Raw genomic sequence first — 24,476 nt, 5'->3', positions numbered from 1 at the left:
AATATCCGCTACTAAGCGGCTTCAAATCAAAATTTCCTGCTGACCCGGGGGCCCCGCAAAGTACTCGGACTAAGCTTCCTTGATTCACCTTCACTTTGTGGGGTGGAGCAGCGACCGGAAGGAGATACCCCCCCCCCTCGTACACCTCTATTAAATCATTGACCACTTTCTCAACACTCTGAATCCTGCCGATCGAAAAGCCCCAGCTCCTGCGCCCGCAGCAGTGCTTGAGTGCGGGAGGAGACGCCCAGCTTGCCGTATATTCGGGACAGGTATACCTTCACCGTGCCTTCGCTTAATGCATGCTCTTGAGCAATTTGCTTGTTCGAGGCGCCTTGCCGGATGCCGTTCAGCATTCTCCATTCGCTTGGCGTCAGCGCCTCCACGAGCCCGGCGGAAGAGGGAACGGCAGGCGGATCGTCCGGCTGAGGGAACCATCCGAGCAATTTGCCCGCATAGGCGGTCAAGTGCGTTTCCGGCTCCGATGCGCTTTGCTGTGCGACGTATTGCTGAAGCAACCGCGCCATCGCCGGGCCTTCGTCCACAAAGCTGCGGATGTACGTATAGGGCTCGGCGACGCTGAGCGCTTCGTGCAGAAAGTCGAGCGCTTGACCCGACTGCCCGCGCCGCTGCTCTATCAGCGCCTGTTGGATCGGAATCTCGATCATGCTGATCAAGCAGCCTTCTCTGCGACCTTGCGGCTTCAGTTGCTCCAGCAGACGGAGAGCTTCGTCTTCCTTGCCTAGGGCTCCCAGCAGGCGGGTGGCGCTCAAAACCTCCATTTCCCGATTGTACGTCGGCTTGCGGTCTAGCGGGAGCTGCAGCAGGGCGATCTGCCCGGCGGCCTCATCGATCCGGCCCTGCAATAAGTGAATTCGCGCCCGGAACGCCCGTAGCGGGCGAACCCAATGGTATTCGACATGGCGGGAGGCGAAGTCGATCGCTTCATCCATCGTTTCGCCGGCGAGCGACAGACGGCCCTCGGCGATATCGATACGGGCCTGCGTAATGCGGTTCGGCACGAACAATCCGGGAATCCGTTTAGCCCGGGACACTTTCTCCACCTGCTCCGACAATTGACGGCTTTCCTCCAAGCAGTTCCACTCATACATGGACTCCGCCAACGTCTGCACGACATATTGATTGATCAGCGAGTCTTTCCAGCCGCGGGCTTCGAGCATTTGCACGAACCGTCTGCCGATCTTCCCCGCTTCGTCGGACAGCGCGCCCTTCAAACCGAAGGCGGTGCGGCGGACCAAGGGCTCCGATTCGTTGAAATTGAAATTGTAGAAGACCGGGTCTTCCGGCAGCAGCTCATTCATTCGCTCGGCAAACGCATACCATTGCTCATACCGGCCGCTAGAAAACATCAGATTCGCTTTGACGAAAAACAATCCGCTGCGCACGCTGTCCCGGATTTCGGGAGCATATTCGCCGTTGGCGAGCCGAATCTCAACGGTTCGCATCTCGTCCTCGGCGCGTTCGAATTGTCCGGTCACGATCAGCAGAAAAGCATACAGCAAATGCAGCTGAGACGGCCAAGCCGTACGGGCAGGGAAGCAGGCGAACCAGCTCAGCAGGGTGGCGAACTCTCCCCGCAGCAGCACCGTCAAGATGTGCTTGTCGAGGAGGCCCGAGGCGAGCGCGTAATCTTCGGCGGCAATCGCATGGTCGATTGCGTCGTCGAACAGCCCCCGCTCGGCAAAGCCAAGGCTTGCCAGCCGGTTTAACCGGGTCCATTGCTCCGGGTGCTCGTGCCTCAGACGAGTGCGCAGAAATTCCGAGAAGACATGGTGATACCGGAACCACGTATGACGGTCGTCCAGCGCAACGATGAACAGATTGCGGCTGCGAAGCCGTTCCAGAAGAAGCCGGCTGTCGCCGCGAAGCATCACCGTGTCGCAGATCGAAGCGTCCATACGCTGCAGCACGGACGTTTGCAGCACGAACTCATACAGCTCTGCCGGCAGCCGAGACAGCACCTCATGAAACAAATAATCCGCAATGTTAAGATCGGTTCCGGAGAAGTCTTGCACCAGCCGTTCGTAATCCGGGCGCTCTTGGAGCGAGAGGGACACGAGCTGCAAGCCGGCGGCCCAACCCTCCGTCACTCCAAGCACCTTGGCGATGTGATCAGAAGACAATGGAAGGTTCACGACTTCCCGGTAAAAAATCTCCGCCTCCTCGCTGGTAAACAGCATATGGGGCGCCGGAATATCCGTCCGTTCATCCCGCACCAGCCACTTGGCTGTCGAAAAGGGAAGCTCCGTCCGGCTCGCGATCAGCAAATGCATGTTGTCCGGCAAAATATCGATCATGTAGCTGACGCTTTCATGAATGCTTTTGTCGTACACGCAGTGGTAGTCGTCCAGAATCAAGGCCGCAGGCCGATCCAGCGAATGCAGCTCGTTCATCATGACGTCGATCATGGTATCGACGGAACCCTGCGGAAGCGTGTGCAGCACAGGCGCCATCAGCTCGGCGAATCCGGGGATAATGGCGGCGTCCACAGCGTGAACGACATAACGCCAGAAGCGGGCCAGATCGTTGTCCCGCTCGTCCAGCGATACCCAAGCGGCCGCTTGTTCGTTATGACGAACCCATTGGCAGAGAAGGGTCGTCTTGCCGAACCCCGGAGGGGCGCAGACGGTGGTAAGTCTTCCCTTCATGCCTTTGGAAATTTTATGCAGAAGACGATCCCGCGCTACAAGCGTTTCGCGGGTAAGGGGCGGTGAAATTTTGCTTTTTAGCACGACGGGCTCTGAGTAGCGAATCATAATTCCTCCGCAGAACGGTTAAGTTGATCTCTTATCCCATTATACTTGATTCGCCATATTGAGTTCTATCCCCCGGTTCACGAAGTGCGCGCCATCGTTTGCGTTCTCCGGTATTCGCCGGGCGATAGACCGGTGCGGTTTTTGAACATCCGGTTAAACGAGGAAATATTGCGGTAGCCGACCTGCTCGGCGATTTCCTGAATGTTCATGCCGGTTTCGAGCAGCAGCTCCTGTGCCTTCCGGACGCGGATGTCATGCAGATGGTCGGTAAAATTGACCCCGGTCTTCTCCTTAATATAGGTGGAGACGTAAGCCGGCGTCAGGTTCAGCGACCCCGCCAGCGCCTCCAGCGAGAGGTCCTCCGCATAATGCCCTTGAAGTACCCCGAGCACGTGCTCGACGATCGGATCGGAAGCTTCCTTTTTCTCCTTGATGAATACGGTGACGGCGTTCAGGAACGATTGCAGCGTGTTGCGGTATTCCTCCAGCGTACAGCACTCCCCGAGCTGCTGGATCATCGGCTTCAGCCGCCAGGAGGTGCTTGCCTCCACCTTGTAATGCTCCACGATTTTTTGCGCCTGCGCCGAGACGGAGGAGGCGAACCGCCGGAACCGCCGGACGCTCGCTTCATCCCGGTCCAGCTCGTCCAGCCATTGCCCGACAAGGCGGACAGCTTCGGCTGCGTTGGCCGCTTGCAGCGCGGCGTTCAGCTCCTGCTCCTGCGTCAGCGTCAGCGCATAGACGGACGAATCGGTGCGGCATTCCAGCACGATCTGCATCTCCTCAAGCAATCTCGCTTGCCGGGCCATCTCCTGCACCTGCTTGTAGGCGTGCCCGAGCTGGGCGGAATGCCCGAACCACGAGCTGACGGCCGCGGTGACCAGACAATGACGCCGGTCGCGGTCGAGCATCGGCTTCAGTTCCTCCAGCATCGTCACCAAGCGGTCACGTTCGTTGCCCGGCACGACGGACAGGAATTGATGCGCCTCCATCCGGAATGTATAGGAGCTGGGGAAACGCTCGTCCGTCACCAGCTTGAGGTGTTCGCCGATCGATTGGGCAGCTAGCTCCCGGTTGATCGGCATATCGACGAACGCGGCGGAGCGGAAGCGAAGCTCGTAAAGCACGATGGTGAACGTCTCCGCATGATGCGGAATGCTGTGCCAGTCGCTCAGCTCGTGATTGATATTTTTCAATTTGGCGATATAGTCGTAGCCGTTCAACACGGATTGCTGCTGCCGCAGCTCGCCGAGGATCTCGTCTTTCTCCTTGAGCAACGTCTGGATTTTATGACCGATCAGATCGAATTCGTGGATCTGGCTGTCCAGCGCTGTCTCGCCGGGGTTTGAGATGGACGAGAGCAGCTCCCGGACCGGCTTATGGATTCGTTTGCTGAACAGGACCGACAGCACGAGACTGACGATGACCGCCGCCGCCATCACAAGCAGCATAAGCTTGTTCAGCCGGTTCGCCTCTTCCGCGAAGCTTAGGCCCGGAACGGTAAGGATGTACTGCAAGCCGTCCGCATCTTGCTGGCTGAAGTAGTAGTTTCCATCCAGCACCGCATAATCCAGCCCGCTATCGGCTGCCGGCAGCGCGGACAGCAGCCCGTTTGGCAGAGCCGTTCCTTCCGCATCCGTCCGGTACAGGACGCGCCCGTCCGGCTCCAGAATGGTCAGATTGAGAGGGGCGCGCTCCCCGGCAATCGCTTGCCGCAGCCGTTCGGCGTCGATCATCGCGACGACCAGGTAACTCGCCGTCGGCGGCTTGATGGAATACGGAATGAGCGTTTTTTCCTCCGGATGCTCAGCCGGGTTAAAGAACGAAGCCGCCGGATGAATGACATAGTTCGGCTCGCGTTCGAACTGAGCTTTCCAATACGAAAAAGAATACGTTTCGCTCGTGAAGATGTCGGAGAACAGCCGTTCCTCTTCGGTAGCACCCTTCTTGTCCACCAGCAGCGGAACCGGCTTGAACAGCAGCATCATATTGTCCAAATACAGCTCCGGCTCCCGCACGATCACTTGGATGTCATCCACAATCGCGCCGGTTTTGAACGAATCCTTCTGCGTCATCGAGATGATGAGGCGGTTCAGCCGGGTCACGTCCTTGTCCGTGTACTGCTTGTACAGGGCGTTCTTCACCCGCTCGAACTGGGAGTGGTACCGGTCCGCCGCATGACGCAGCGTCAACCGGTTCTGCTCGATCCGTTCGCCGTGAAGGCGGTTTTTGACGAGCGAGAAAATGGCGACATCGACCAATGCGAAGATGACGATCAGGATCATAAAGCTCGTTAATATTTTGCGGAATAAAGATTGGCGAACAAGCAAAGAAATCATGAAGGCGGGCTCCTTTATCGTCTGGATGCTTCCTTATATTGTAGCGCAAGACCGGCTTCCAAAGGTATGGGCACTTTTTTGGATCCTGCGCTTTTTTAACGATTTGGCGCTTCACAAAAGCTTAACGGGAGGATGCCAAGCGGTGCAAAGGATCAAAGAAGATGTGTATAGGCAGCCGGGAGGCTCCCGGGTATAGTTCGGTGTGGAAGATAGATCCACCTACAAGACCAGACGGGAGTGTGCAAAGCGTGTTTAACAGGAAGTGGAAATCATGGGTTTCGGCGCTGACGGTGGGCGGTCTGCTGCTTGGACTGCTGCCTTCGGGCGGATGGGGAACGCCGGCAGCGGAGGCGGCCGGTACGCCGGATTATGGCAAAGTGCCGAAGCTGCTTATTACGGAGCTTGTCCCCGACAGCTCGAATGTGGCGGGAAAAGCTGTCGATGCGTACGAGTTCATCGAGGTATACAACAATTCGAAGCAGACGGTCAACTTCAAGGACTATACGCTGGCCTATCTTGCCGGATCGAGCGAGACGGTGTGGTCGGCGGTCTATAACAACGATATGGCGATTCCGCCTCAGCAGACGATCGTGCTGTGGGTCATGAACGCTGACAATACGAATGAACCGACGGCGGCCTTCAATGCGAATTACGGCACGTCGCTGCAGGAAAACGTCAATTTGTTCCGTGTGAATGGTGGCGGAGGCATGTCGAACAGCGCGCCACGGAGCCTGCTGGTGAAGGATAAGAGCGGCAGCGTCATCTCTTCGGCTTCGTATCAGAACGACGCCCAGACGGTTCAGGACATGGGCATCGTGTATCAGTATCCGACGGACGGCAGCGTCAACATGACGATGAGCAGCGCGGGAACGACGGCGGCGTCGCCGGGCCGGGTCGAGACTTTCCAGGTACCGGCGCTGACGCCGGACGACGTGCCGTCGGGATCGAACCTGCAAATCAGCCATACGCCTCCTGCGGAAGCGTCGAATGCGGACGATTTGCCGATTTCGGCCGTGTTTACCGGGAATCAGCAGACGGTAACGGCTGCGGTCTATTATAAAACCGGGTCGCAGTCGGCGTTCACGTCGCTGCCGATGTCTGCTGCTCCGGGCGGCGGCTATACGGCGAAAATTCCGCGAGAGTCGCTGGCCGAATCCGTGCTGCAGTATTTCATTCAGGCGAAGGACGGCAGCCGGACGGTGACCTCGGAGACGTATACGGTAACGGTGAAGCTGCCCGACTTCGATTATTCGAAGCTGCCACCGATTCTCGTGACCGAATTGCTGCCGAACAGCACGAATGTCGGAGGAGCGGACGGCTACGAATTTATCGAGATTTACAACAATACGGACAAGCCGATTAACTTCAAGGACTACAAGCTGTTCTACCGGTATACCGATTCGGGGCCGGAGGACGACGTCATCTGGCCGACGGACCGGGAAGACTTGATTCTTCCACCGAAGAAGCCGTTCGTGTTCTGGGTCATCAACAGCCAAAATACGGCCAAAACCGTAGCGGATTTTAACGCGGCCTACCAGACGAATCTGGTGGAAAATACGGACATCGTCAAAGTATACAGCGACGGGATGGCCAATGGCTCCAAGCGGGGCGTTTCCATTGGAACGAATACGCACGTCGACGTGTCCGTTGCGTATTATGACGGCTCGCTGCCGAACGAAACGAAAGAAAATTACGGCATCGTTTACAAGTATCCGATGGACGGCACGGGCATGATGATCAAGGCGAGCGCCGGATTGAAGCCGGCCAGTCCGGGAAGCCTGGAGCCGTGGCAAGTGCCGGCGCAATCGCTTACCGTTACCCCGGATACGTCGGCTCCGACGGTGGCGAACCTGACCCAGACGTCGCAAGTGGAGCAGTGGAGCAACCTGGAGCTGGTCGCCGATGCCATGGATGACCGTCAGGTGCTGACGACGGCGCTGTATTTCCGCTCCGACAATCAGGCGGAGTACACGAAACGGTACCTGTACCAGAACTACAACGATAAAAAGTATCATTATACGGTGTATTCGCCCGACCTGATCGGCAAAACGTACATCGAGTATTATTTCAAGGTGTCCGACGGAACGAATGAGACGACGTCTCCCGTATACCGTTCGAACGTGACCGGGGGAATGAATAAAGACGGCCTCCGGCTGAACCTGAAGGACGGGGAGCTCGTATCCGGCCAGCGTATCGTCAAGGCGGCTGCAGGGCAATCCGGCCCGGATGCGGTGAAGCTGGCCATCGACGGTCAGGACCTGTCTTCCCAGACGTATGCTGCCATGGAGAGCGATGCCTATTTTGCTTTCGAGGCGGCCTCGGTCGATTATTATTTCAAAAATGCCGTAACCATTGGCAAAGAAATTATTTATACGTTCCAAGATCCGATCCCGACGTACCAGACCCTTTCGGTGCCGATCGGCGCAGACCGACTGCGGGTAGGCAGCAACGTATTTTCGATCCGGGCGGGCTCGAAGTCTTCTCCGTTCGACGATCGTCCGGAGGAGAACAAGGACGATTTCAATGTGAAAAACGTGCGGCTGGTGCTCGCCGACGGAACGGCCCTGTATGATCCCAAGTATGCCAATAAGGAAAAAGAGATCAAGATGGGCGACAGCGAAGGCCGTTTCGAGGCGCTCGATTTCCAATTCAATCTGGATGCCAATCAATTGAAGGCCAAAGCGTACGCTTGGGATACGAAGCAGCTGAGCGACGGCGTCCACCAAGTGACGGCCACCAGCGCGGTGTACGGTACGGTGACGGCGAACGTGACGGTCGACAACACCGCTCCGGTCATCGAGCCTTCGGTCGAAAGCGGCAAGGTGTACCGGGGAGCGATCACGCTTGATGCGAAGGTAACGGATGCGATGACGGGCCTGAAAGCCGTCGAGGCAGTTTTGAACGGAAAACCGGTAACGCTGCCGTATGCGACGACCTCTTCCCAGCTTGGCAAGGGGACGCATACGCTCGTGATCCGGGCAGCGGACAACGTGGGCAACAAGGCGGAGAGCACGGTCAGCTTCGAGGTGCCGGAGGAAGATCCGCACAAACCGACGGCTGTGGCGCCTGTCGACGGGCAGACCGGTGTCGATCCGAACGCCGTGCTGAAGGTGAAGGTCGAGGACCCGAACAACGACGCGATGAACGTGGCGTTCTATCGCGGGTTCCACTATGGCGGCAGCCATCGGGCCGGTTTGACCGCCAAGCGGGGCGCGGCGGATATCGAGCCGCCGAAGCAGCTGGAGCTGGCCGGGGAGAAGGCGTTCACCGAGGAAGACTACCGGAAAATCAGCGCGGCGGACGGCGACTATCTGATCGACGACTCGGTCGGTCAATTCCCGTACCACCGTTTCGAAGCGAAGCTGGACCCGACCGTTCAAGCGACGGACCGCGTGAAGGTGGAGTGGAAGGGCAAGTCGCTCGAAGGCCGCAAGGTCAGCCTGTACGGCTGGAGCCCGCAGGCGCAGCAGTGGACGATGCTCGACAGCAAGGTGGCGGGAGCGGACGATTTTGCATTAACTGCTAAAGTGGCTGCCGGAGAGTACAATACGAACGGCACGATCCAGTTAATCGTGCAGGACGAGCTTCCGGTGTCGCAGCAGCCGTACGATTTTTCGTTCTTGTGGATGTCCGATACGCAGTATTACTCGGAAAGCTACCCGGAAATTTACCGGCGCAACGTGCAGTGGATTGCCGAGAATCAGGACGCGATGAAAATCAAATACGTCGTCCATACCGGCGATATTGTGGATGAAGCGGACAAAGAGTATCAGTGGATCGAAGCGGACCGTAATATGAAGGTGTTGGAGGACGCGAAAGTTCCTTACGGCGTGCTTGCGGGCAATCATGACGTGTCCCATCAGCTGTCGGACTATACGCAGTACTGGAAATATTTTGGCGAGAACCGCTTCAAGAAGCAGCCGACCTTCGGCGGGTCTTATCAGAACAATCGCGGGCATTACGACTTGGTTTCCGCGGGCGGTAACGATTTTATTTTCGTCTACATGGGCTGGAACATCGGCGATGCCGAAATTCAGTGGATGGACGAGGTGCTGAAGCAGTACCCGGACCGCAGGGCGATTTTGAACTTCCATGAATTTTTGCTCGTTTCCGGCAACCGGGCCCCGATTGCGGATAAAATTTACGAGCAGGTCGTGAAGCCGAACAAAAACGTTATTGCCGTCTTGAGCGGCCACTACCACGATGCGGAAACGAAGATCGATCCGATCGACGACGACGGCGACGGCAAACCGGACCGCACCGTGTACCAAATGCTTGCGGATTATCAAGGTGCCGAAAAAGGCGGGCTCGGCTACATCCGCCTGCTGCAATTCGATGTGAACAAGAACAAAATTTACGTTAAAACGTATTCGCCGTTTTTGGACGAATACAACTACTACGATCCGAAGGAGTATCCGGGCAAGGACGAGTTTGAGCTGGACGTGAACCTGACGCCGATGCAGAAGCGCGTGGCGACGGACTACATGAGCATCAGCGTGTATACGGACCAAGCTATCGGTCAGGCGGCTCAGGTGGCCGCAGGCCAGGAGGCGTCCGTCGTTTGGAGCGGTTTGCAGCCGCAAAGCTACTACCAATGGTACGTGCGGGCAGCGGACAACAACAGCGGGCAATCGCTGTCGGACATCTGGGGCTTCACGACAGGCTCTGCGCCGACGGACGGCACGGACAAAACCGCTCCGGTATGGCCGGAGGGAAGCGCGTTGAAGGTGTCGGACGTGACGGAAACGGCGGTAACGTTGAGCTGGAGCGCCGCGACGGACAATGTGGCGGTAACCGGCTACCGGATCAAGAACGGGGATCAAGAGCTGGTCAGGCTGTCTGGCGACAAGCTGTCGTACCGCGTGACGGGTCTGAGCAGCGACACCCGCTATACGTTCCAAGTCGAGGCGGTGGATGCCGCGGGGAACTGGACGGCCGGTCCGAACGTCACCGTGCGGACGGAAAGCTCGTCTTCGAGCAGCGAAGACAGCAGCGGTAGCAGCAGCAACGGAAACGGCACCGGGGCCAATCCGGGAACTCCGGCTAAACCGGAGCAACCGAAGCCGGAGCAGCCGGCATCTCCGAAGCCGGGCAAGGAAACGCCAACGGCTCCGACGCCTGCACCGGTAGCAAATCCGTTCCGCGACGTGACGGAGAGCTACTCGTGGGCCAGCGAAGCGATTGCCGTGCTGGCTTCCAAAGGAATTATTCAAGGCACCTCCGACACGACGTTTGAGCCGGGCCAAAACATAACAAGAGCCGATTTTATCACCTTACTGGTGCGCGCTCTTGGCTTGAAAGGCGACTCCGATTCCAACTTCAGCGATGTAAATCCTAGCGATTATTATTATCAGGCCATTGGCATTGCGAAGAAGCTGGGCATTACCGACGGAGTGGGAGACAATAAATTCAACCCGAAAGAAAAAATATCGAGACAAGATTTGATGGTGCTTACGGCAAGAGCGCTGGACGTATCCAAAAAGCTCGAAATTCGGGGAGCTGCGGCAGATCTGGCTTCCTATAGCGACAAAGCCGCCGTCGCTTTGTACGCAACGAACAGCGTGGCCGCTATGGTCAAAGCCGGAATCGTCGAAGGCAACGGCAGCGGACTGAATCCGAAGGGACAGGCGACAAGAGCCGAGACGGCCGTTATTCTGTACCGGATCTTCAAAAAGCTGTAATTCATCCTGTTAAAAACTATATTAATAAGGGGTTTCGCATACTAGACATTTCTAATATGTGAAACCCCTTATTGTTAAACTATCGTTCTCTGTTTAATTTCGTTGATCTTCAAACTTGTTTTCTCCCACTACTCCTTAAGTTGCCGAATCCCTTGAACGATCTGCTCCTTGATGCTTTCCCGTATCGTGTAAAACACCGGTGCTGAAGGGATATCAAACTTCAAATGAGAGTGAGGAATATCTGTCAGTAAAGCTCCAATCGGATGACCTTGCTTATTTCGGACGACGTTCCAGAATACACGCGATCTGTTGTCTTCCGGTCCCCATTTTTCAAGTGAGTTTCGAAAAATCAAGCTTTTGCCGATGACAAAATCGTCCTCTTCAAGGGTCTCCGATACCTCCAATCCAGCCTCTTCCATCCTCTCAAATACAACCGGCATCAATTGATCCAAGAAAAGACCGTACGCTGCATCCTCGATTTCAAGAAAAGCAGCAGTCAATTGTACATACATCGACTCGTACAAGGCCCTCCATTCAGATGCAATGTATCGGTTACCTTCCGCACCGATTTCTTCGATCGTCATGTCACAATGGTAGGTTGGAAATTGTTTACTCATCATCATACACCTCTTTCTCAAATCTACTTTCATTCTATAACATACAAGCCAATTGAAAGGTTTACCGCAAAATGAGAAGGAAAATCAAATGTAATTCCAGAAAATCTTACAAGTAACTTTAATCCTGATCTTATTAGGGGAGAGATCGCGAGTTGACCATGCGTCCAAAGAAACTGGCGGCCACATACACGATTAGCGCCAGCACCTTACGGAATTACGAGGCCAAAGGCCTCATTCCTCCAGCAGAACGATCCGTCAATGGCTATCGTATTTATACGGACCTGCACGCAGCATACCTGGCATGTATTCAAGCCATCGCTCCGGCTTTCGGGATGGAAGTGACAACCGAAGTGCTTCATTATCTGCGGCTGGACAAGACGCATGATGCTCTGTGGGTCATTAGGGAAAAGGAAGTCGCTTTATACGAGGACAAAGAGAAGTTAGAGAAGTTGATCGAGGATATTCGACGACAAGTGAACGAAAATACATCTCCATATAAAAAAGAACGCTTCACCATCCATGAAGTATCCGAGCTGACCCATGTACCTAAATCAACGATTCGCTACTGGGAGCAAGCAGGTTATGTAATAGTGAACCGAGACCCTGAAAACCGTTATCGTTGTTACGATGGAGCTCATCTGCTAAAAATCAGGTTGATCCAAATGCTTCAAAACTCCGTTTATTCAGAGGAAACCGTAACATTTAAACAATCAATCGCCACTGCCGAACATACGGATCTGCAGATGCTCATGAAGATAGCCGAGAAAATCCGCATCTACCAAGATAAGAGGATCGAGTCCCAAATGCACGGGATATCTTGTTTATACAAATTAATTCAATTGGCAAAAGCACCGATCTGACTCGGACGGAATCATACGTTCATGGGGCCACCCGATTACGTCCGCGGCGGCCCCATGATTTGTTTTATAGATAGAAAGCACGCTTCAATTGCGGCTTCTCTCCTCATTCCATTGCTGTTCCGTACCGACGAAAAAAACGTTGACTGAGAGTTCTTCCTTGGTTCCGTTTGAGGCAAGAACGTCCTTCGTACTCATCCCTTGGGTGCGGATCATGTCAAGTTCAATTTTTTTACGGTTCCCTTGTTCGTCAAGATAATAAAATTTCATTTCTCCCGATGTTGGCGAATCCGACGTATTCAAAATCCCCGTGCGAGGAATGAGATGGACATACTCCTTCCCCTCGCGAATTAGCGGTGGACTGTCTTTCTGCTCGTATCTGATTTCGACCCATCCCGTATAGCCGTCCGGCAATACATAACTATGGCTTTCCTGATCGTTAATCCCGTAACTCCCGATAACAATTGCACCGATGGAGATTGCAAAAAAGACGACAAGATAGACCACATATAATTTTTTCAACAAACGGGCTCACCGCCAGCCGTGCCGGAGGTTTGCTCGACGAACCGGAGGAATTCGCGCATCGCGTAGGAAACGTAGCGCTCCTTGTTCCAAATGACGACGAGATTCCATGGAATCGCCGGATTCGTCATCGGCAGAACCCGGACGTCCGGGTTCACGACCTTGGAGCAGATCGCTTCAGGCAGCAGGGCGACGCCCAGTTCGGCGGCGACCATCTCCACAAGCAAATCCCATTGGGAGCTTTCGTGCGCGATGAGCGGATGAAAGCCGGCCTGGTGGCACGCTTCGAGCACGTGATGGCGGACACCGAAGCCTTTGGCGAACATGAGGAACGGCTCCCGGCTCAGGTCGGCCAGCTTCACGAGGGGTTGCTCCGCCAGCGGATGCGACCGGTGAAGCACCAGCGCCAACTGCTGCCGGATAAAAGGCATCGTCCCGAAGCCGGCCTCCTCGTCGGGAGAGATGACGACGCCCAGATCGATCGATCCGTTCAGGACGCGCTGCTCGACGTTTTTGGCGCCTTCTTCGACCATCTCGAATTGGAGACGGGGGTACAGCTTCTGAAACGGCGCGATGACGCGCGGGAAAAAAACGGAGCTGATCACGGGAGGCAGGCCGATCGTAAGCGTTCCGGTCTTCAGCTGGGAGACGTCGTCGAGCGTAATATACAGGTCATTCACCGCTTGCAGGATGTGATGGATTTGCTGGATCGCCGCACTGCCCGCGTCGGTTAACTTGACCTGCTTGCCCGAACGGTCGAACAACGTAACGCCCAGCTCTTCTTCCATGCTCCGGACCAGCTTGCTTAACGTCGGCTGCGTCATATGGAGCGCTTCCGCGGCTTTGGTGAAATTTTGCAGCTTGGCGACCTCAAGAAGATAAGTCAAATTTCGCAAATCCAAAAAACTCATCCCCACCTATAATTTTTTGGCATCGTTGTTATTCGATGTATGAATTTTACCTCGTGACGTTCCTCATTGTAAACTGGAAGAGCCGCGGGAACTTCCAATTTCGGGATGCAACATTTCCAGAACAACACAGCTTCGACAACCCGGTGGACCAAGATTTGTAATCGCTATTTTTGGAAGGGTTTGCAATGTATTCATCTTAGAGAGAAAAGAGGACAAGCGCGAGATGATCATCGAAGTTCTGGCCATTGTGTTCGCTTTGGGATTGCTCATGTTTTTTGCTTACCGGGGCTATCCGGTCATTGTATTTGCTCCGATTTTCACCTTGCTGGCCGTCGTCATCTCGGGCAATGCGCTCATGCCCAGCTATACGGAAACGTATATGACGAACGCGGCCAACTATGTAAAAAACTTTTTCCCCATATTCCTGCTGGGGGCTATTTTCGGTAAAGTGATGGAAATGAACGGGGCGGCGGCTTCCATTGCGCAGTCCATCGTGCGGGCGCTCGGCTCGAAGCGGGCGATTCTGTCCGTTATCCTGGCCTGTGCGGTGCTGACGTACGGCGGCGTATCGTTGTTCGTGGTCGCGTTTGCGGTGTATCCGTTTGCCGTGGCGATTTTCCGGGAAGCGAACGTGCCGAAACGGTTAATTCCGGGGACGATCGCGCTTGGCGCGTTTACGTTTACGATGGACGCGTTGCCGGGCACGCCGCAGATTCAAAATATTATTCCGACCAGCTATTTCGGGACGGACGCTTATGCCGCGCCGGTTGTCGGGATCATAGGCAGTCTGATGGTATTTTTCGGAGGGCTCTGGTGGTTGGAACGCCGGCGCAAGCAGGCCGAAGCCGCAGGAGAAGGGTATGGAACGGATCATAAGAACGAGCCGGAGCTGCTGGAAAACCAGACGTATCCGAGCCTGTGGATCTCCGTGCTGCCGCTGCTTCTTGTGCTCGTCTTCAACTTTTTGCTCAGCCGCGGCTTTTTGGACGTAACGACCTGGTATAATGCGGAGCTGCTGAAAACGTTTAATATCGCCAACGTGAAAACGGTTGCATCATCTTGGGCGCTCATTATTGCGCTATGCATCGGTATCGTCAGCGCCCTGTGCATTAATATTCGCCAGGTGCAGAGCAAGCTGGCGGCCGGACTGACGGCGGCGGCGATGGGCTCGCTGCTGGCGATTTTCAACACCGCCTCGGAGGTCGGCTTCGGGAACGTGGTCAAGACGCTGCCCGGTTTTAAATTGATTCAGAACTGGATTATGGGGCTGAGCTCGCAGCCGCTCATCTCCGAAGCGGTGTCGGTGAATATCCTCGCGGGCGTAACCGGCTCGGCTTCCGGCGGGTTATCCATCGCGCTTGAAGTGATGGGCAAAACGTACATGGCCGCGGCTCAAGCGGCGGGCATCAGCCCGGAGCTGCTGCACCGGATCGCTTCGATGGCCTCGGGGGGCATGGATACGCTGCCTCACAACGGCGCGGTCATCACGCTGCTGGCGATTACGGGCCTAACGCATCGCCAATCGTACAAGGATATTTTTGCGGTTACCGTGCTGAAGACGTTAACCGTGCTCATTTTGGCCGTGATCTTCTCGTTCATTTAATACATACCCAGCGGAGGGATGGACTATGGGAAATTTCTTAACGAATAAAGTCGCGTTAATTACGGGGGCCGCCAGCGGCATCGGTCTGGAAATGGCCCGCACCTTTGCGAAGGAAGGGGCCTGCGTGGTCGTCTCCGACATGCACGGGGACAAAGCGGAGAGCGCGGCGGAGGAGCTGCGGAGCGCGGGCCACGAAGCGATGGGTGTGAGCCTCGACGTGACGCGGGAGAGCGATTTTGCGGCTGCAGTCGAAGCGGCCCGCGGCACTTACGGGAGACTGGATATTCTGGTCAACAATGCGGGCCTGCAGCATGTCGCGCCGATCGAGGATTTTCCGGTGGAGAAGTTCGACTTCATGCTGAGGGTGATGCTGACCGGCGCTTTTATCGGGATCAAGCACGTGTTCCCGATCATGAAAGAGCAGGGCTGGGGCCGCGTCATCAACATGGCATCCATCAACGGGGTGATCGGCTTCGCAGGCAAAGCCGCCTATAACAGCGCCAAGCACGGGCTGATCGGCCTCACGAAGGTCGCGGCCCTGGAAGGGGCGGCGCACGGCATTACCGTCAATGCGCTGTGCCCGGGCTACGTCGATACGCCGCTCGTTCGCGGCCAGTTGAACGATCTGGCGAAAACCCGTCAGGTGCCGCTGGAGCGGGTGCTGGAAGAGGTCATTTACCCGCTCGTCCCGCAAAAGCGGCTGCTGTCGGTCGAAGAAATTGCCGAATTCGCTGCACTCATCGCCAGCGACAAAATGAAGGGCGTCACCGGGGCATCGCTGCTGATCGACGGAGGCTACACCGCACAATAAACCATAATCTACCAGATTTTAGAGGAGGAGAGGACATGGGCACAAGTAAAGTGATGGGCTCCATGGCGGAAGCCGTACGGGATATTCAGGACGGAGCCGTGCTGATCGTCGGCGGCTTCGGGCTGTGCGGCATTCCGGAGCATCTGATCGCGGCATTGAAGGAGCAAGGGACGAAGGATTTGACCGTCGTCAGCAACAACTGCGGCGTCGACGACTGGGGATTGGGGCTGCTGCTCGCCAACCGGCAAATCAAGAAAATGGTGTCTTCCTACGTGGGGGAGAACAAAACGTTCGAGAAGCAGTTCTTGAGCGGCGAGTTGGAGGTCGAACTGGTGCCGCAGGGCTCGCTCGCGGAACGGATTCGGGCAGGCGGCGCGGGGATTCCCGGCTTTTACACAGCGACCGGCGTCGGGACTCCGGTTGCGGAAGGCAAGGAGCACAAGACGTTCGACGGGCGGACGTACCTGCTGGAGCGGGCGATTATCGGGGATTTTGCCTTGGTCAAGGCTTGGAAGGCCGATCCGATGGGGAATCTCGTCTTCCGCAAGACGTCGCGCAACTTCAATCCGATGGCGGCCACGGCCGGCAAAATTACGATTGCGGAAGCGGAAGAGATCGTCGGCGTCGGGGAGCTGGACCCGGACGAGATTCATACGCCGGGCATTTACGTGCAGCGCGTCGTACGGGGCGGAAGCTACGAGAAACGGATCGAGCGGTTGACGGTCCGCAGTGTCTAAAGAGGAGGGTTCCACATGAGCGATAGCCGAACCAAAATTGTGAAACGGGCCGTTCAGGAAATTCGAGACGGCATGTATGTGAATTTGGGCATCGGGATGCCGACGCTGGTCGCCGACGAAATTCCGGCCGAGCTGAGCGTCATGCTGCACTCGGAGAATGGGCTGCTGGGGATCGGACCTTATCCGAAGCAAGGCGAGGAAGATCCGGACTTGATCAATGCCGGGAAAGAAACGGTCACGGCGATCCCGGGCGCTTCGTATTTCGATAGCGCAGAGTCGTTCGCGATGATTCGCGGCGGCCATATCGATCTGGCGATTTTGGGCGGGATGGAAGTGTCCGAAGGGGGCGATCTGGCCAACTGGATGATTCCCGGCAAAATGGTCAAAGGCATGGGCGGCGCGATGGATCTGGTAAACGGAGCCAAGCGGATCATCGTCATTATGGAGCATGTCAACAAGCATGGGGAAGCGAAAGTGAAAAAGGAATGCACGCTCCCGCTGACCGGCCAAGGCGTCGTGCACCGACTCATTACCGACCTCGCTGTCTTCGACTTTACCGCTCAAGGGATGGTGCTGGTCGAATTGCTGGGCGGCGCAGGGCTGGACGAGGTTCGAGCGAAAACGGAAGCTTCGTTTACGGTCGATCCCCGGCTGGCGGAGGAATTGGGCGCTTGAATTATAAATGTCGTTTGAACAAAGCTTTAAGGAGGTTCTCATGAATAACGATGCGGTGATCGTAAGCGCCGTCCGTACGGCGATCGGCGGGTTTCAAGGAGGGCTGTCGGGCATTCCTGCTACGGAGCTCGGCAGTCTCGTGATCAAAGACGCGTTGGAGCGGGCAGGCGTCAGTGAGGAGCAGGTCGATGAGGTGATCATGGGAAACGTGCTGCAGGCGGGGCTCGGACAAAATCCGGCGCGCCAGGCGTGGCTGAAAAGCGGCTTTTCCCATGCCGTTCCTGCGGTGACGGTGAACAAGGTGTGCGGCTCCGGCCTCAAGGCCGTCATGCTGGCAGCACAAAGCGTGCGGCTGGGCGACGCGGAGATCGTCGTGGCGGGCGGCATGGAAAATATGAGCCAAGCGCCTTACTTGCTTGAAGGCGCCCGCTCGGGACTGCGCATGGGCGACGGAAAGCTGGTCGATTCGATGGTCCGGGACGGACTGTGGTGCGCCATGTGTGATATCCATATGGGGATCACGGCGGAAAATATCGCGGACCGGTATGAGCTTTCCCGTGCGGAGCAGGACGAATTTGCCGCCTGGAGCCAGCAGAAAGCGGAGCAGGCGATCCAATCGGGCCGTTTTCGGGATGAGATCGTCCCCGTATCGATTCCGCAGCGAAAAGGCGATCCGGTCGTCTTCGATACCGACGAGCATCCGCGCTACGGCACGACGGCGGAGACGCTCGGCAAGCTTCGCCCTTCGTTTCGCAAGGACGGCACCGTGACCGCCGGGAACGCGTCGGGCATCAACGACGGAGCGGCTGCGCTGGTCGTCATGTCCGCGGCCCGGGCAGCGCAGCTCGGACTGAAGCCGCTGGCGCGGATCAGAGGCTATGCGCATGCGGCCTTGGACCCTTCGGTTATGGGACTCGGTCCTGTGGATGCGGTCCGCAAGCTGCTTGGCAAAACCGGCGTGTCGATGAACGACATCGACCTGCTGGAGCTGAACGAAGCGTTCGCCGCCCAATCGCTTGCGGTCGGACGGGACCTCGGCGTGCCGCGGGAGAAGCTGAACGTGAACGGCGGCGCCATCGCACTTGGCCATCCGATCGGAGCGAGCGGCTCGCGCGTGCTCGTCACGCTGCTCCATGAGCTGATCAAGCGCGACGGGAAGCTCGGCCTCGCGGCGCTGTGCATCGGCGGAGGGCAAGGGGTTGCGATGCTGGTGGAGCGGGAGGCGTAACGGCTAACGGGATATTTGTACGTAAAAAGAGGAGCGCGCAGGGTGCGGCTCCTCTTTTTCGTATGATATGCAATGCCCTTAATCGACCGCTGCAGCCAGAGTCGGTTGGTCGCCCGTTTCGGCTTTCGCTTTGGCTGACCAGACGGCTTCGATTTCCTCCAGCGATTTGCCTTTCGTCTCGGGCACGACGCGCCACGTGAACAGGAAGGTAACAAGCGACAGCGCGCCAAAAATCCAGAAGGTCATCGCAGGCCCCGCGGTATTCAGCATCGGCGGGAACGACTGGGATACGATATAGTCGGCCGCCCAGAGCGACATGGAAGCGATCGCCGTCGCCCGGCCGCGGATGCGGTTCGGGAATATTTCGGACAGCAGCACCCAGACGACCGGACCGAGCGATATGGCGAAGGCGGCGACATAGACCAAAATAAAGACCAGCACCAGCGGACCCGATGTCTGCCCGCTATGGAATGCGATGCCGATAACCAGCAGAGAGACGGTCATCAAGGCCGAGCCGACCAGCAGCAGCGCTTTGCGCCCCGCTTTATCGATCAGCCACAGAGCCAAAATCGTGAACAGGAAGTTGATCAGTCCGACCAAAATGGTTTGGACCAGCGAAGCGTTCGTCCCGGCTCCGGTTTCTTTGAAAATTTCCGGGGCATAATACATGATGGCGTTAATTCCCGTCACCTGCTGCAGCACGGCCAGCACCACGCCGACGAGTAAAGCGGTGCGCAGCCCGGGGCTGAACAGCTGGCGGAGCGAGGCGTTTTCCTGCTTGAACGATTCCTTGATGTCGAGCACTTCCTGCCGGGCCAGATCGTCGCCGTGAATCTTGAGCAGAATCGGCAGCGCTTCGACCGGTCTTCCCTGCTTGATCAGCCAGCGGGGGCTTTCCGGGACGAAAAACAGCAGCACCAGGAACAGCACCCCCGGAACCACTCCAACGCCGAACATCCAGCGCCAGCCGGTCGCGATATTCCAGGCGTCATCAGCGTAGCCGGCAATGCCCGAGTTGACAAAGTAAACGAGGAAAATACCGGTCACGGTGGCAAACTGGTTCAGCGCGACCAGACGGCCGCGGTACCGGGCCGGAGCGATTTCTGCGTTATACAGCGGGCACAAGGTAGAGGTGATGCCGATCCCGATTCCACCGATCATCCGGGCAATAATGTAGCCGGTGAACGTATCCGGGACAGCGGAGCCGACCGAGCCGATAATGAATAGCGCCGCCGCGGCAATCAGCACCTTTTTCCGGCCGAACCTGTCGCTCAGCATACCGGAAACGGCGGCCCCGGCAATGCAGCCAATAATCAGGCTGGAGACGGCCCAGCCGACCTCCAGTTCGTTCAAATCGAAGCGCTGCTTCATGAAACCAATTGCGCCCGAAACGACAGCCGTATCAAAACCGAACAATAAGCCGCCCAATGCGGCAACGATAGAAACAAGCGTAACGAACTTCATGCTGACTTGTCCGTTTTGCGTGGTGGGAATGGTACTCATAATACATTCTCCTTTCCGTGAATCCGGAAGTGGGTTCATTATAGCACGTGAATCTGCGCGTCTTACCTCTAATTACCCGCACTTATTTGTGCTATTCCCGCATTTAATTCGGAAATCCCTTGCTTCGAAATCTGCCCGGCGCGGGCTAGCATTTTCTTGTTCTCCGAACGCAAAAAAGTCCATGCCTTCTTAAGAGAGCATGGACATCCGCATGATTCGTTTATTTCGTTTGGCCCCGGTAGTCGGTTGGCGTCACGCCGGTCACTTTTTTGAACACGCGGCTGAAATAGTTTGGGTCTTTATACCCTACCTCGAAGCACACTTCCTTCAGGCTTAAATCCGTCGAGGCCATCAGCTCCTTGGCTCTGCCGATCCGCAGGTTCGTCACAAAGTCGATAAACGTCTCGCCCACCTGCTGCTTGAAAATTTTACTGAAATAGTGGGGATTCAGGTGGACATAATCCGCCACTTCCTCCAGCGACAGCTCTTCGGCAAACCGCTCTTGAATATAGCCCTTGGCTTTGTCGAGGACGGTGACCGTCTGCCGCTCGCGTTCCTCCCGAATGCGCTGCAGCGCCGAGATTACGTACGACTGCCGCGCCGTTTCTCTGTGGGCGGACCTTGCTTCGGGCTCTTGGAGCACACCCGTCTTGTCTTCTTTCAGCTCGTCGAAGAGGCATACTTTGCCGCCCTGCTCGAAATAGGTGGAGGCAAAAACGGCCTCGAAATACGAGGTGCGTAGCCCTGCTGCTTCCTTATGGACCGACCCGATGCCGACCGATACCGCCAATTCGAGCTGCCGCTCGGTTAATTCGCACAGCTTTTCTCCGCACCGCCTGATTTTGTCCTTCCATGCGGCCTCCGAGGCTTCTTCCGGCTTCTTGCGTACGAAAATTGCTATGTGGCGGTCGATTAGCGAGCTCACAATGCATGGCTCCCCCTGCGCCTTGACGAAGCTGCGGATAAGGTCGTAAATTTTCTTCTTATCCGGTATGAAAGCCAGCTCCGGAAAAGCGACGACCATCGCGCAGCCTTGATCAAGAGGGAAGCCGAGCCATTCGGACAGTTGCCCGGCACCGGCGTCCAGCACTTGGTCGACCATGAACATCAGGGCCAACTCGTTTTCCATCAAAGGGAGCTGCTGAGACATTTTGTCCCGGAGCTCCAATTCTTCCGTCCGTTTGCGCTTCTCCCGTTCCAGTTCCTCCACGAGCTGCTGCAAAATGCGGACGATTTGCTCCCGCTTCGCCGGCTTCACAATATATTCCTTTACGCCGAGCGACAAGGCTTCCTTGGCATAAGCAAAATAGTCGTAGGCCGTGACCACGACCAGCTTCGCGTCGGGCAGCCGCTCTTTGATTTCGCGCAAAGCGGCCAAGCCCTGAATGCCGGGCATATTGACATCCATCAAAATAATATGCGGACGATGCTCCTCCGCCAGCTCAATGGCTCTCCGTCCGTTCTCGGCATGAACGACCCGGAACGTATCCGGCATCGCGCGCCGGACGATCCATTCCAGCCCTTCGCGCTCCAGCGCTTCGTCATCTGCGATCATCAACCGGTACATACGCCGTCTTGCCCTCCTTTCTGCGGGGAATCCGGATCGTCACCGTCGTTCCCTCTCCCGGTTTGCTATCGATGTCTACCAGATCGCTACGCCCGAAAAACAGCTGCAGCCGCTTGAACACGTTGCGCGTTCCGAGCCCGGTGGATTCCTTTTTTGCCGCGCCTTGCTCGGGTCTTGCGCCGTTGTCGTCCTCCAGTCTCAGCAAGGCTTGCCGGACTTCCTCGCTCATGCCGTGGCCGTTGTCCGAGACGGTCAGACGCACGTGCTCCGGCTCGCTGCGGACCGTCAGGCGGATCACAGCGCCATGCTCCATCCGTTCGATGCCGTGCACGAACGCATTCTCCACGATCGGCTGAAGCGTCAGCGCCGGGACGGGCTCCTGCAGCGCGGACTCGTCGATGTCCGTCTCGAACCGGAAGCGGTCGCGGAAGCGGGCCTTCTGGATCGTCACGTACTCCCGGACGTGCTCCAGCTCTTCACGCAGCGTCACCGGCCGGTCCAGCTTGCGCAAATTGTAGCGCAGCAGGTTCGACATCGACACGATCAGGTCGCTTGTCCGCTCCGCGCCTTCCAGCAGCGCCAGCTTGGAAAGCGCATTGAGCGTATTGAATAGAAAATGGGGATGAATCTGGCTTTGCAGCGCCTGAAGCTCCAGCTCCTTCACCAGCCGGCCCATCTCCAGCCGTTCTTTATCCTTCTCGATCAAAAGCTTGAGGTCGGCCAGCATCCGTTTGAAGGCATCCGATAAAATGCCCAGCTCATCCTCCGATTGCAGCGGCGGAGGCTCCGGATTCAGATTTCCCCGGGAAATTTGCCCGGCCATCTCGACCAGCCGGTTGACTGGTCCCGTAACGCTGCGGGAAATCCAGACCGCGACCACGACGCTGAGCAGCGTATTGACGACGAATACGGCTGCGGCCAGCCGGTTCATGCGGTCGTTTTCCGCCTGGATTTGCTTGTAGACCGGCTGATACGTGCTCAGCTCCAGATCGACGAGATGCTGCTCTTCCTCGCGGATAAACCGGGTCGTCGTCTCCGCTTCCTCATAACGGGCCGGGGCAGCGCCGGGCAGAGCGGTGAGCGCCTGCTCCATCTGCGTATCGAGCAGATGGAGGTAGCCGGTCAGCTCCGACGTATGGGGAGACGCGCCGCTCACCCCGGCGAGCGCAGCCCGCAGCTCCAGCAGCTTGGTCCGCTCCCGGTCGAGTTCCGTTTTCCGGTCTTCGCCCGGGTTCAGCAAATACGCATAGAGCGTTTTGAGATGATCCTCCGCCGCCTGAGCGGACTGCTTGTACAGCAGAATCCGGTTCATCATCAGATCGTAGCTTTGCTGCACGACTTTTCCGCTTTGGAATAAAAAGAACGTGACCGAGTTGACAAGCAGCACGAGCAGGGGAATAAACAGCAGCAGCTTTTTACGGATTGTCACGGGCAGCTTCCCCCGATCCCCAAGGCGCTGCGGTCGAGCACGGACGTAGCGGTATAGTGCTGCGGCTGTGGCGTTTTTCCTTGAAAATAATCGTGCAGCAGCGCTACGGCATCAAAGCCCATTTGACGCGGCTGTTGGACGATCGTAGCGGCAAGCTTGCATTGCCGGATGCCTTCCGTCGTTTCCGGCAGGTCATCGAACGCGAAAATGCGCAGCCCTTGCGGCCGGACGCGCCCTGCGGCTTCCAGCATTCCCGGGCCGTCCAGGGCGCTGAACCCGACGAGATAGCCGGTCCGGGGCTGTGCGCTCAGCATGGCTGCCGCTTGCTCGGCCGCTTGCAGGCGCGAAATGTTCGACGAGCGCACCTCGGTGATTTCTAGCTTCGGATAACGGCCGATTACCGAACGGAAGCCTTCGAGCCGCAGACGTTGATTGGGCGCTTCGCTTCCGATCAGAACGCCGATCGTTCCCGAGCCTCCCGACGCCTGCGCCACAAGCTCGCCCATCCGTTTTCCCGCTTCCGTACTGTCCGTGCCGACATAAGCCAACCGCCGGCTTTCCGGCTCGTCCGTATCGACGGCGATCACGGGAATGCCGCGGTCGGCCGCTTTGTCGATCAGTGCTCGGTACTGCGGGTCGCCGATGCCCTGAAGCAGAATCGCATCGGCTTTGGCTGCGATCGCTTTTTCCAGCAGCCTGGACTGTTCGGTCGGGTTGATGCGGAACGGTCCGGTATAGTCCAGCTCCATGCCGTACTCCCGGGCCGCCTCGCGGGCGCCTTGCTCGATAGACCGCCAATACGGGTTATCCAGCTCCTGAGGGATCAGGACGATATGGCGGGGGCGGTCTCCGTCCGGGGGACCGGATTCGAGCGGCCGGACCAGTTCCCTAATGCGCAGGGTAGAGAACACAAATTGCAGCAGCAGGCAAGCAAAGACGGCAAAGAGGAGAAGAAGTCCCAAATTCCATTTTCGGTTTGACATGCGGACGCTCCTTATATTCCGCGTTGAAATATAGGCTCATTATACGTGACGGCTTCCCGGGAGTAAACGTAGGACTACCCGGAATTTGCAAGCTTGTCATTCCCGACGGTTCGTCAAGCTTGCACCTAGTATTCCCTGACAAGCCAACATTCGCTAGCGAAAAATGTTGAAACAAAAAGTTCAAAAATAGTTCTTAATGTTCTACCAGTTTTAACCATTTTGGGCTAAATTTAAAG

General features: G+C 56.8%; 16 protein-coding genes. 7 read left to right on the top strand and 9 right to left on the bottom strand.

Annotation, left to right across the window (positions count from 1 at the left end; genetic code table 11):
- Nucleotides 1–170 precede the first annotated feature (170 nt).
- Together QMG93_RS10960 and QMG93_RS10955 are read right to left on the bottom strand one after the other, a co-directional pair.
- Nucleotides 171–2,777 (bottom strand): LuxR C-terminal-related transcriptional regulator, encoded by a 2,607-nt coding sequence (locus QMG93_RS10960; protein WP_281936257.1) that lies wholly within the window; start codon nucleotides 2,775–2,777, stop codon nucleotides 171–173.
- A 77-nt stretch (nucleotides 2,778–2,854) separates the two neighbouring features.
- Nucleotides 2,855–5,116, bottom strand: coding sequence for a helix-turn-helix transcriptional regulator (locus tag QMG93_RS10955; RefSeq protein ID WP_281936255.1), 2,262 nt, complete (start codon nucleotides 5,114–5,116; stop codon nucleotides 2,855–2,857).
- A 248-nt stretch (nucleotides 5,117–5,364) separates the two neighbouring features.
- On the opposite strand from QMG93_RS10955, the gene QMG93_RS10950 reads away from it, so the two are divergent.
- Nucleotides 5,365–10,797: an S-layer homology domain-containing protein gene (locus QMG93_RS10950; RefSeq protein WP_281936253.1), complete on the top strand. Its 5,433-nt coding sequence runs from the start codon at nucleotides 5,365–5,367 to the stop codon at nucleotides 10,795–10,797.
- Between the two features lie 128 nt (nucleotides 10,798–10,925).
- Here the strand turns inward: QMG93_RS10950 and QMG93_RS10945 are convergent, their stop codons facing one another.
- On the bottom strand, nucleotides 10,926–11,420 hold the full coding sequence (locus QMG93_RS10945; protein WP_281936252.1) for a DUF6022 family protein: 495 nt from the start codon (nucleotides 11,418–11,420) through the stop codon (nucleotides 10,926–10,928).
- Between the two features lie 152 nt (nucleotides 11,421–11,572).
- Here QMG93_RS10945 and QMG93_RS10940 point away from each other — a divergent pair, with 152 nt between their 5' ends.
- On the top strand, nucleotides 11,573–12,274 hold the full coding sequence (locus QMG93_RS10940) for a MerR family DNA-binding transcriptional regulator (protein ID WP_281936386.1): 702 nt from the start codon (nucleotides 11,573–11,575) through the stop codon (nucleotides 12,272–12,274).
- Between the two features lie 84 nt (nucleotides 12,275–12,358).
- Here QMG93_RS10940 and QMG93_RS10935 read toward each other — a convergent pair whose 3' ends face one another.
- Together QMG93_RS10935 and QMG93_RS10930 are read right to left on the bottom strand one after the other, a co-directional pair.
- Nucleotides 12,359–12,796: a DUF6843 domain-containing protein gene (locus QMG93_RS10935; RefSeq protein ID WP_281936250.1), complete on the bottom strand. Its 438-nt coding sequence runs from the start codon at nucleotides 12,794–12,796 to the stop codon at nucleotides 12,359–12,361.
- Entirely contained in the window at nucleotides 12,790–13,695 is a 906-nt protein-coding gene (locus QMG93_RS10930; protein WP_331488640.1) for a LysR family transcriptional regulator, read from the bottom strand. The genes QMG93_RS10935 and QMG93_RS10930 overlap by 7 nt, the downstream gene beginning before the upstream one ends.
- Nucleotides 13,696–13,927: 232 nt before the next feature.
- Between QMG93_RS10930 and QMG93_RS10925 the strand changes: the two genes are divergently transcribed.
- Genes QMG93_RS10925 through QMG93_RS10905 form a run of 5 tightly spaced genes read left to right on the top strand, consistent with a single transcriptional unit; the run spans nucleotide 13,928 to nucleotide 18,758 of the window.
- Nucleotides 13,928–15,307, top strand: coding sequence for a GntP family permease (locus QMG93_RS10925; protein ID WP_281936246.1), 1,380 nt, complete (start codon nucleotides 13,928–13,930; stop codon nucleotides 15,305–15,307).
- 25 nt (nucleotides 15,308–15,332) lie between these two features.
- Complete coding sequence (locus QMG93_RS10920; RefSeq protein WP_281936244.1) at nucleotides 15,333–16,118, top strand: 3-hydroxybutyrate dehydrogenase; 786 nt, start codon at nucleotides 15,333–15,335, stop codon at nucleotides 16,116–16,118.
- A gap of 35 nt (nucleotides 16,119–16,153) precedes the next feature.
- A complete protein-coding gene (locus tag QMG93_RS10915) occupies nucleotides 16,154–16,855 on the top strand; it encodes a CoA transferase subunit A (protein ID WP_281936242.1) in 702 nt (233 codons plus the stop codon).
- 15 nt (nucleotides 16,856–16,870) lie between these two features.
- Nucleotides 16,871–17,530: a 3-oxoacid CoA-transferase subunit B gene (locus QMG93_RS10910; protein ID WP_281936240.1), complete on the top strand. Its 660-nt coding sequence runs from the start codon at nucleotides 16,871–16,873 to the stop codon at nucleotides 17,528–17,530.
- 40 nt (nucleotides 17,531–17,570) lie between these two features.
- Complete coding sequence (locus QMG93_RS10905) at nucleotides 17,571–18,758, top strand: acetyl-CoA C-acetyltransferase (RefSeq protein WP_281936238.1); 1,188 nt, start codon at nucleotides 17,571–17,573, stop codon at nucleotides 18,756–18,758.
- Between the two features lie 78 nt (nucleotides 18,759–18,836).
- Here the strand turns inward: QMG93_RS10905 and QMG93_RS10900 are convergent, their stop codons facing one another.
- The 4 genes from QMG93_RS10900 to QMG93_RS10885 all read right to left on the bottom strand — a co-directional run bounded on the left by QMG93_RS10900 (nucleotide 18,837) and on the right by QMG93_RS10885 (nucleotide 24,240).
- Nucleotides 18,837–20,261 carry a sugar porter family MFS transporter gene (locus tag QMG93_RS10900; RefSeq protein ID WP_281936236.1) on the bottom strand — a complete coding sequence of 475 codons (1,425 nt, stop codon included), beginning with the start codon at nucleotides 20,259–20,261 and terminating at the stop codon, nucleotides 18,837–18,839.
- A gap of 220 nt (nucleotides 20,262–20,481) precedes the next feature.
- Nucleotides 20,482–21,828, bottom strand: coding sequence for a helix-turn-helix domain-containing protein (locus QMG93_RS10895; protein ID WP_281936234.1), 1,347 nt, complete (start codon nucleotides 21,826–21,828; stop codon nucleotides 20,482–20,484).
- The gene (locus tag QMG93_RS10890; RefSeq protein WP_281936232.1) at nucleotides 21,803–23,257 is read right to left on the bottom strand and encodes a histidine kinase; all 1,455 of its coding nucleotides are present in this window, start codon (nucleotides 23,255–23,257) and stop codon (nucleotides 21,803–21,805) included. Before QMG93_RS10890 ends, QMG93_RS10895 begins: the two co-directional genes overlap by 26 nt.
- Nucleotides 23,254–24,240: a substrate-binding domain-containing protein gene (locus tag QMG93_RS10885; protein ID WP_281936230.1), complete on the bottom strand. Its 987-nt coding sequence runs from the start codon at nucleotides 24,238–24,240 to the stop codon at nucleotides 23,254–23,256. Before QMG93_RS10885 ends, QMG93_RS10890 begins: the two co-directional genes overlap by 4 nt.
- Nucleotides 24,241–24,476: the final 236 nt, after the last annotated feature.

Origin of the sequence: Paenibacillus tyrphae (genome assembly GCF_027925525.1) — a bacterium.
In the GTDB taxonomy this organism is placed as follows: Bacteria; Bacillota; Bacilli; order Paenibacillales; family NBRC-103111; genus Paenibacillus_G; species Paenibacillus_G tyrfis_B.
The sequence above is the reverse complement of the archived record's forward strand: the minus strand, read 5'-3'. Positions and strand labels throughout refer to the sequence as shown.

What these genes read in the sequence shown, in the direction of transcription:
- QMG93_RS10960 (WP_281936257.1), bottom strand. Translation starts at nt 2,777, where the DNA reads ATGATTCGCTACTCAGAGCCCGTCGTGCTAAAAAGCAAAATTTCACCG.
- QMG93_RS10955 (WP_281936255.1), bottom strand. Translation starts at nt 5,116, where the DNA reads ATGATTTCTTTGCTTGTTCGCCAATCTTTATTCCGCAAAATATTAACG.
- QMG93_RS10945 (WP_281936252.1), bottom strand. Translation starts at nt 11,420, where the DNA reads ATGATGATGAGTAAACAATTTCCAACCTACCATTGTGACATGACGATC.
- QMG93_RS10940 (WP_281936386.1), top strand. Translation starts at nt 11,573, where the DNA reads ATGCGTCCAAAGAAACTGGCGGCCACATACACGATTAGCGCCAGCACC.
- QMG93_RS10925 (WP_281936246.1), top strand. Translation starts at nt 13,928, where the DNA reads ATGATCATCGAAGTTCTGGCCATTGTGTTCGCTTTGGGATTGCTCATG.
- QMG93_RS10920 (WP_281936244.1), top strand. Translation starts at nt 15,333, where the DNA reads ATGGGAAATTTCTTAACGAATAAAGTCGCGTTAATTACGGGGGCCGCC.
- QMG93_RS10915 (WP_281936242.1), top strand. Translation starts at nt 16,154, where the DNA reads ATGGGCACAAGTAAAGTGATGGGCTCCATGGCGGAAGCCGTACGGGAT.
- QMG93_RS10910 (WP_281936240.1), top strand. Translation starts at nt 16,871, where the DNA reads ATGAGCGATAGCCGAACCAAAATTGTGAAACGGGCCGTTCAGGAAATT.
- QMG93_RS10905 (WP_281936238.1), top strand. Translation starts at nt 17,571, where the DNA reads ATGAATAACGATGCGGTGATCGTAAGCGCCGTCCGTACGGCGATCGGC.
- QMG93_RS10900 (WP_281936236.1), bottom strand. Translation starts at nt 20,261, where the DNA reads ATGAGTACCATTCCCACCACGCAAAACGGACAAGTCAGCATGAAGTTC.
- QMG93_RS10895 (WP_281936234.1), bottom strand. Translation starts at nt 21,828, where the DNA reads ATGTACCGGTTGATGATCGCAGATGACGAAGCGCTGGAGCGCGAAGGG.
- QMG93_RS10885 (WP_281936230.1), bottom strand. Translation starts at nt 24,240, where the DNA reads ATGTCAAACCGAAAATGGAATTTGGGACTTCTTCTCCTCTTTGCCGTC.